This is a genomic window from Legionella stuttgartensis (genome assembly GCF_977063405.2).
Window position 1 is genome coordinate 496,878 of record NZ_CDRUHA020000033.1, and the last position, 8,762, is coordinate 505,639.

Here is an 8,762-nt window from a genome sequence, read left to right on the forward strand (position 1 = left end):
TTATATGAGTACACGTCTTAATGGGGAGTCCGACAAAGAGCCTGGCATAATTCAAACCGAATCTTGGCATGTCTTGAAAATCGACGAGGTTGTAAAACGCCTGAACGTCGATTTATCTACCGGGCTTACTGCGCAAGAGGCAGCAGCAAGATTGAACTCAGTAGGCATAAATCGGCTAGTAGGCCAACCGCCACGATCGCCATGGCTACTTTTTCTGACTCAGTTTAAGAGTGCCTTGATCCTCATCTTGATCGGGGCCGCTGCATTGGCTGCATTAATTGGGCACGTTAAAGATGCCAGCGTGATCCTTGCGATAGTTGTTATCAATGGTTTCGTTAGTTTCTACCAAGAGTACCGGGCGGAACAGAGCTTATCTGCGCTGCGGAAGATGCTCCCCCACCGGGTCCATGTTCGTCGTGACGGTAAGAAACTCTCTATCGATGCTGAAACCGTTGTGCCTGGAGATGTAGTGTTGGTAGAGGCCGGAGACAGACTCCCTGCAGACGGCAGGTTGATAGTTGCGGCGAATCTCGATGTAGACGAGTCGACTTTGACTGGCGAGTCACTGCCTGTCAGTAAACAGGTGAACGCCAAGTCTGTGCAAGATTTACCGGTGGCCGACCGGCTGAACATGGTCTATATGAACACGATGGTCACACGCGGTCGAGCAGAATTTTTGGTTACTGCCACTGGGATGCAAACTGAGATGGGACAGTTGTCGCAAGAGTTGGCATCAACCCCAGAGATCCCGAGCCCTCTACAAATTCAGTTAAACCAGCTAGGCAGACAATTGGGCTTAGTAGCGCTGACGCTGATCAGTCTTTTGTTCCTGTTTCAATTACTTCGGGGCGAGAATCTCACACATGCGATTATCGATGCCATTGCGCTAGCCGTCGCTGCGATGCCGGAGGGATTACCCGTAGTTGTCACGGTAACACTGGCACTGGGAATGCATCAGATGGCGCGGCACGGAGCGGTCGTCAAGAGGCTGGCGAGCGTGGAAACTTTGGGTTGCACAACGGTCATTTGCTCTGACAAGACTGGTACACTTACACTAAACCAGATGGTCGCGCGCGAATTGTTCTATCTTAACCAGCAATTCAACGTCAGTGGTGAGGGTTACGGTACTGCGGGCGTATTAAGTCCACAGAAAGTTGGTACATCGCTACCCGACATGAAGCCACTTTTGGTGCCCTTAGTCGTTTGCAATGATAGCCATGTCGAGGATGGGCGGGCTATTGGTGATCCGACCGAAGCTGCTTTGTTGACACTAGCTGCAAAAGCGGGGCTTCATTGTGAGGGTGTACTGACGGACTACCCGCGTATTGCCGAGATTCCTTTTGATTCAGCTTATAAGTTCATGGCAACGTTCCACCGTGTAGCAGGAGGGGTTCAAATCTTCGTGAAGGGGGCACCTGACGTTTTGCTTACTCGATGCGACCATTTTATTGGCCTAGACCACGATGGTCTGTTGGACATCAAGCGTAAAGAAGAGATAGAAGGGCAATACCGCATCATGGCGTCTCGCGGGCTCAGGTGCTTGCTAGTAGCATCTCGCTTCTTGGAGACTAAGGGGTTCACGGCATCAAAGAATCTATTGGCCTGTATTCATGATCTCACGTTCTTGGGGCTTATCGGACTGCAGGATCCTCCGCGACCGAAGGTTAAGGAAGCCATCGCACAGTGCAAAGCAGCAGGCATAGCGATTAAAATGATCACCGGCGACCACAGGGATACAGGTTTAGCCATCGCGCGCGAACTCGGTCTGCAGGGTGATGCCATTTCCGGTGTAGAACTCGACAAGTTCGATTTGTCACAACTTGCCGAGTTAATCGACGATATTGCCGTATTTGCGCGAGTGTCGCCGGCTCATAAAGTGAAGATCGTGCAAGCGTTACAAAGTAAGGGACATGTGGTTGGGATGACCGGCGATGGAGTCAATGATGCTCCTGCTCTGAAGACTGCAGACATTGGTGTAGCGATGGGTATCGTGGGCACTGCAGTCGCTAAAGAATCTGCAAGTATGGTACTAACGGACGACAACTTTTCCACAATAGTGGACGCAGTCCAACAAGGCCGTGTTCTCTACGACAACATCCTCAAGTTCATTCGTTTTCAACTCTCAACCACTGTGGGTGCCATCTTGACGGTGTTTTTTGCGCCTATCTTAGGATTACCGGATCCTTTTAATCCAATCCAAATTCTATGGGTTGCGCTGATTATGGATGGCCCACCCGCTGTGTCGTTAGCGCTAGATGCAGGAAGATCAGGGATCATGAATGATATGCCACGTCGTCGATCCGAACCTGTGTTGCCATGGGAACGCTTAAGCCGCGTTATTGTACTCGGTTTAATAATGATGGTGGGTACACTCTCTCTATTGTCCTATGCAGGGAACAGCGGGAATGAGCAGAGTGCGCTGACACTTGCCTTCACGACATTTGTGTTGTTTCAGTTTTTCAATGTTTTCAATGCGCGCGTCGAGCAGGGTTCGTCCTTCGTCAAAGGGTTCTTTAAAAATCGCATGCTGTGGTGGTCGCTCACTGCCGTCATTGTCCTCCAGATCCTGGTAGTGCACTGGTCACCTGCACAGTCTATATTTGGGACAACCGATCTGAGCGCTGCCCAATGGGCGATGGCTATCGGCGTTGCTTCATCTATATTGATGCTGGAGGAAGGACGTAAAGCCATAGCTAGGTTGTTTACAAGAGAGGCTCCATGACCAAGACACTAAATAATATGATCTATAATTATACAAAATAATCTATTGGAATTCTGAAAATGAAAGATTCACTCAAGGATGAGCAAGGGCGTTTATGGAGAAAAATGGGAAAAGGGTCTTTTAATGTCGCCTATAGTAATGAACAAAACACGTTAGTTTTTAAAGTTCCTCTTTTAGATGATAAGAACAAAAACGCAAAATTAGACAAAGGCAAGAGACCTCAAGAGCTATGGAATTTACTGAATAGCAATCTTAAGCCTCCCGCATCATCCTACCAAATAGAGGGTATAGATGGGTGGATTTGTCCTTTTATTCAAGGAAGAGCAGCTACTGATAAAGAGATTAGCGCTAAGTTAATTGATATTTATAATGAGACAGGACGAATTGTAATTGATGCAATGGGTGACAAAAATTTCATAACCATTGAGAAAGGCCCAAATCAAGGACAGACAGTTTGTGTTGATGTGGGTTTAGCTCTTTTATTAAATAAATCTAACGAACTACCAAAAAGCCAGACCAGTCTAGACGCCTGGGATAGCTATAAAGAAAATGTATTAAATAATATATCCAGCTTCTCGTATCGACATTCTTTCCCAAAAACAGTTAGAACAATAAAAGCGTTACTCTTCTTACAAGAATATGACCAAACCTTAAATGCTAATTTCATACGCACAAAATATCAAGACAAACCAGTAGCCTACTTACTCATAGAAATGTCTGACCTTAGGAGAAAAAAACCAATTACCAGTGAAGGACGAGAAAGACTCAGGACTTTAAAAAACATCCTTGATGGTTTAGCAAATAATTTCCGTTTTGAATCTAAAGAGCCCAATTACTTTGTACGAGAATATCATAAAAATAGAAAAGAAGAAGAACGCTCTATTATTGCACAAGAAAAGAAAACTCTTCAGGAAATACCAAGTATGGAGTCAAGATTTAAAGCGATGCCACCCCAAGAGAGCCCCTACTCTTATCGAGAGTCTTCGCTTGGGCATAGTAAATTTTCAATGTTCTCTCAAGAAAAAAAACCATCACCCAGTAAAAATAACACTTTAAATAACCATCATATTACAAGTAATGGAGACTCCCTAGGCGATACAGATGAGGGGCTTGGGGCTAATAATCCTTTTAGGCAATAAGTTAGTGACTAAAGCTTTATACAACCTCATATAAGTGCAGAGCTGCTATACGCATCTGCACTATATATGTAAATTTAAACTTAAATCCGATTAAGGTTGTAGGTCAGAAGATTTATCCTGGTCATTCGGTTTGCCCTTAAATACATCTTTAAAATTCTTAAACTCTCCTATATGTTTATTTTCATCAGGAATATCTCGTTGAATAGGGTCGTAATGTGAAGTAGGTAGTTTATCATGACCAAACATAGTTCCATGTTGTATTAAGTGAGCAGCACCTTTAAATACTTCTGACGTTGGCCCAACATAAGTACGATGAGCTCGAGTGTCATGCATTAAAGCGTCTTCTTTAAGTCCTTCAAGTACCACCTTATCACCATTTGAATATAGATATTTGTTTACAGGAATATTTGTAGTAAGCAATCCTTTTAATACCTCATCGATTAAAGGGGAGATTTCATGATAGTCTGATGCCCCTAAATTAGCATCTCCAACAAATACAATTTTTGAAGGTCTAGTTTCTTGTGCATTCATAAAATCTCGCAAATTTTTAGCTAATAGGTCAAAATCTCCTCTATTTTCTTCTGCAAAATGCCAATTTCCTTTTAATTTCAATTTGTATTCAACTGTAGATAAAGGTGTTTTTAATTTAAAATCTCCAGATTCGTGGGTCAGAGAAATTAGCATCGCTCCATTAACCATGCCATAAGCCATATATAATTTTTCCGTATTATAGGGATAGGATTCAAGTCTACTTTTCATGATCAACTCCTTTTAATCAATTCATATAATTATAGCTAGGTTTGTCGCTATGAAAGACATATTTCAACCGTAAAGTTAATTTTGAACAAAATTTTTTATTTTTTTATAGGATAATCTGAGACTTCAAAGCTATTGGTAAGAAATGATCAATTTGGGCCGTTTACCATCGATGCATCACCTTCTATCATTTGATTAATGTCACAACGTTAATGGGGTCAGGTTAAGTGGTTTTTCGCGGTTTATCATTGGCTAGAAATCACAAAAAAATGCCCAAAATTTTTTGTCTTAGAGTTGAGTATTGGCTATTAATTTATGCTGTTTATCTGGGGAAGGATAAGTTTATTCAAGACAATCCCGATAGAGGTTGTCTTGATAAATGATGAAGCAGTTATTTTCTTACTACTAATCCATATTGTTGAAGTATTAGCATCTTCTATATGTCTTTCATAGGGAAATCCAGCGAAACAATTTACGAGAGCAAAGTATTCGGCATAAGGCCCAAAGGTTGCTTTAATTATAGGTATAGGCTTAGTTAATAAGACTTGGAAAAAATCATCCCCAGTTTGAAGGGAAATTTGTCTTGCCAGCTGTTGAGCTTCGTTATCTGTTTGCGGTTTAAAGTATGTTTTAGCCGTTAATTCTAAGTGACCCATTATGATATGTTCTTATATTTAATATTTTCTTCTTAGATTGTCTGAGACTTCAGGATCCGACTCGGCCTCTTTTATGCTGATTAACTTGTTTTTAAAAGACTTGTTTTCTTTTTTATGAAAAGATTCTGCTTTTGTTTTTACTGCCTCATAGATTTCCTGATGGATTGTATTTTTATTATCAGGTAGGTGGGATTTTTGTGCTGAGAAGTCCAGCGGTGATTTATTTAGACTTTTATCAATTGCCATAGGATCCAAACCCGCTTCTAATAGCATTTTTGTCATCTTTAAGTTTCCACAATCGATCGCTTTAATGAGGTACCCTGAATGCAACTGAGTCTTTGGAATTTTTTCAAGAAATAATTGCACAATATCAGGATGATCATAAACTATGGCTAGATCTAAATAGTCGAGACCACGATTATTTTTTTCAAGAATGTTAAAGCCGATATCTAAAAAATTCTTAATTGCCTCTATATCTCCATTATATATAGCAATATTTAACAAATTTCTGTTGAAATCTGTTGGATTATGCATGTTATTCCATTCGGCGTTTTCTGCTGTGGCATTTGCTTGAAACATTAATTTATCTTCATTGGAAGGAAAGTGAATCCAGGTAGAAAACTCAATTGTGGGTTTTTGCTCCCCCTCTCCACAAAAACCCCGTTCGATATAATCTCCTGACTCTTCTCCACCAGGTTCATCCATATTGGCCATTTTATTCGGATCAAAAAGTGTCCAACAATTTTCTTCATCTTCGCTGGGATCAAATACTAAACAAAGCGCGTGGTTTTCTGAGTTTAAGCGTAGAGGAATAGGATTCTTGCAATCTTTTAATTGCTTTTGAAGTATTGCCAAATAAGAGTATAAATCCTCTGTACCATATGAGCCGGTAAAAACAAGCGGTGAAGGTAATTCACCCCGCAATTTTTTTTGTTGTAATTGGTTGGGCTCTACCAGGATTGCTGCCGCATCCGAAATTTGATGCTTCATTTGACTGTGAAATAACATAGGGTAAACGGAAGGGTGGAAATACAATTCAACTCCATCTAAAAACATATCTATACTTAAACGAGCTCGATCTTCGAGAGGTAAATCAGCCATTAAACTGATGAATTTTTCATTAGCGAGATCATTAATATGTTTATCGAGGGCGACGCCTTCGTTTTTTTCCTCTAGCTCTTCTTTCGCTTGTTGTTTGGCTTTTTGAAACAAAGCTAATCTTTGTGCTTTTATTCGTTCGATTTCTTCAGGGAAATTTTCTATAGGTATCAAAGCTATTTGTTTGAGACGCTCCTGAAATAAAGAGTATTCTTTCGATCCTAATTGCACTGCTTGTCTTGCCATTTCACAAAGACCAAAACACATGCCCCCAGGATTTCCTTTATATCCTAGGCTTTGCATTCTTCCAATTAGCCACTCTTGGCCATTTGGGATTTTAAAAGTTTCATCATTCATGGGTTCTACTTTACAATTTCATTATCGTAAATTATAAACTATTTGATCAATATTTGTTCTGGTCGCATTCCAGCAATAGGTCTCTAGTTGCTGGCAATTAGCTGTTTTCAAGAAGTAAAAAGGCCGGCCCCATCCATCAGCTGAGCTATTGTTGGTTCAGCAGATTGTATATAATCATAGAATTACCGATTGGGTATTTAAACTGAGTCATTTAATAATGAATGGAATAAGCAGTTTTTCTTTTGAAGCGTTAAACGCTACTAATGATGGGATAGCTATTGTTGATATGAAACAAACTCATCAGCCTATAGTGTTTATTAACCCATCCTTTGAACAATTAACCGGTTATAGTGCCGAAGAAGTAATTGGAAAAAACTGCAGATTTCTTCAAGGATCTTTACCTAGCCAGCCTGAAACATTATTAATCCGGCAAGCTCTTAGCGAACAAAAAAATTGTCGCATAATTTTAAGAAATATGAGAAAGAATGGCACAATATTTTTTAATGAGCTTAGTTTAGCGCCAATAAAAGAAAAGAATAAGGATTTATCTTTTTATATTGGGATACAAAGAGACGTGACTCACGAGCTAATGCAATACCAAACAATTACGCAGGCTTTAGAGAAAAATAAAATTGATGCAATGCAGCAAGCTATTTCCAGCTTTGCTGATCAAGTAAGTCAGCCTTTGACTGCTATTTCCATTTACAGTAAGGCATGTAGTCTCATTATGGAAAAAGAAAAAAAAGAATGGAAAGAATTGACCAAAATACATGAGGGGCTTGAAAAAATTGAAGCACAAGCTCTGGTAGTAAAAGAAATAATCCGTACGATAAACACTAGTTTTAATGAATTAAATTTTTTTGTTGAGAAACTAAATCCTAATGACGTCATTATTCAATTAGTAAATATAATTAAGTACACATGCCCTTACAATATCCAATTAGAATTAGACTCTCAATTGCCAGAGATAAACATTAATCGAGAACACCTTGTCCAAATACTACTAAATTTAATTCGCAATAGCATTGAGGTATTCCAACTCCATTCACTCATGGGAGGGCAAATTACAATTAGTACAGCAAAGCGCAATGATTTTATAGAATTAAAAGTTTCTGATAATGGGCCGGGAATGGCCGAGGAATTTCTCTATAAAGAGCCAGGCACATTCTTTACTTCAAAAACATATGGTGTGGGTACAGGTTTTGGAATTTGTAAGAAATTAATCGATATTTATGGAGGGAAAATTTCTTTTAAAAAAAATGATAATGGATTCAAAGTTCTCATACTTTTACCAATTTAAAACCTCTGAGGGTAGGCTCCCTATTTCGTTGATATTCTTAAATACTCCATGAGCAATCAATCACTAGCCAAATATTAATTATAATGTATACTTATTTTTCTTTAGGAAATATTTCGCTTCTGATGGCTAACTTAGCAACTTAAGCTTACTATAGCTTATACTAAGGTTGCCTTTGTCCAAACTTACTAAACCAATTCAACATGTTATCTCACACCTACAAATTTCTTACATGCAATTTTGTTTAGGTGATTATCACATTGAAACACGCCGTACATTATTCTTTTTTCAGGGTATTAATAAACTCACTTCTGTAGGATATTTTTTCATAACTAAGGGATGCCACTATTCACTTACACCCGGAATAGCGCTCAAAGACCCCTAATAAATAATCCAAACAGCCTTTATATTTTCTTTGGTGACTATAAATTAATCATTAAAGACTCCGTTTCAAATAAATAAACAATTTTTTAATTCAAATTTGAAGACTATTTCCAAGGGAAAAAAGAAGTTATGAGAAAATCTTTTATTGCTCGCACAAGAAAATATAAAAATATTCTTATTAAAAAAAATAGAAAAAATGCCAATGCGCATTTAGAAGTCTTATTGGTGTTGACAGGGGTATAAAACCGCGGAAATATGGCGCAGGCTTAAATTGATCAAAGTACGCGCAAAGTACACACTTTGATCTGACATTTACCTTAAAGCTAAAATGGGGGCTCCTCTCTAAAGATATC

The 8,762-nt window shown here is 39.3% G+C and carries 6 protein-coding genes; 3 read left to right on the forward strand and 3 right to left on the reverse strand.

The genetic code is table 11. The annotated features are described in order from the left end of the window. The first annotated feature begins 4 nt into the window (after window positions 1-4). Both ACWTEW_RS10880 and ACWTEW_RS10885 read left to right on the forward strand, forming a co-directional pair. Entirely contained in the window at window positions 5-2,722 is a 2,718-nt protein-coding gene (locus ACWTEW_RS10880; RefSeq protein ID WP_454781695.1) for a calcium-translocating P-type ATPase, PMCA-type, read from the forward strand. Between the two features lie 59 nt (window positions 2,723-2,781). Then, window positions 2,782-3,861, forward strand: coding sequence for a hypothetical protein (locus ACWTEW_RS10885; RefSeq protein WP_454781696.1), 1,080 nt, complete (start codon window positions 2,782-2,784; stop codon window positions 3,859-3,861). Between the two features lie 90 nt (window positions 3,862-3,951). Here the strand turns inward: ACWTEW_RS10885 and ACWTEW_RS10890 are convergent, their stop codons facing one another. The 3 genes from ACWTEW_RS10890 to ACWTEW_RS10900 form a co-directional block, all read right to left on the reverse strand. Next, window positions 3,952-4,620: a hypothetical protein gene (locus tag ACWTEW_RS10890; RefSeq protein ID WP_454781697.1), complete on the reverse strand. Its 669-nt coding sequence runs from the start codon at window positions 4,618-4,620 to the stop codon at window positions 3,952-3,954. A 305-nt stretch (window positions 4,621-4,925) separates the two neighbouring features. Next, window positions 4,926-5,273 (reverse strand): hypothetical protein, encoded by a 348-nt coding sequence (locus ACWTEW_RS10895; RefSeq protein ID WP_454781698.1) that lies wholly within the window; start codon window positions 5,271-5,273, stop codon window positions 4,926-4,928. 18 nt (window positions 5,274-5,291) lie between these two features. After that, window positions 5,292-6,728: an ankyrin repeat domain-containing protein gene (locus ACWTEW_RS10900; protein WP_454781699.1), complete on the reverse strand. Its 1,437-nt coding sequence runs from the start codon at window positions 6,726-6,728 to the stop codon at window positions 5,292-5,294. A 217-nt stretch (window positions 6,729-6,945) separates the two neighbouring features. Between ACWTEW_RS10900 and ACWTEW_RS10905 the strand changes: the two genes are divergently transcribed. Beyond that, window positions 6,946-8,028: a PAS domain-containing protein gene (locus tag ACWTEW_RS10905; protein ID WP_454781700.1), complete on the forward strand. Its 1,083-nt coding sequence runs from the start codon at window positions 6,946-6,948 to the stop codon at window positions 8,026-8,028. Window positions 8,029-8,762: the final 734 nt, after the last annotated feature.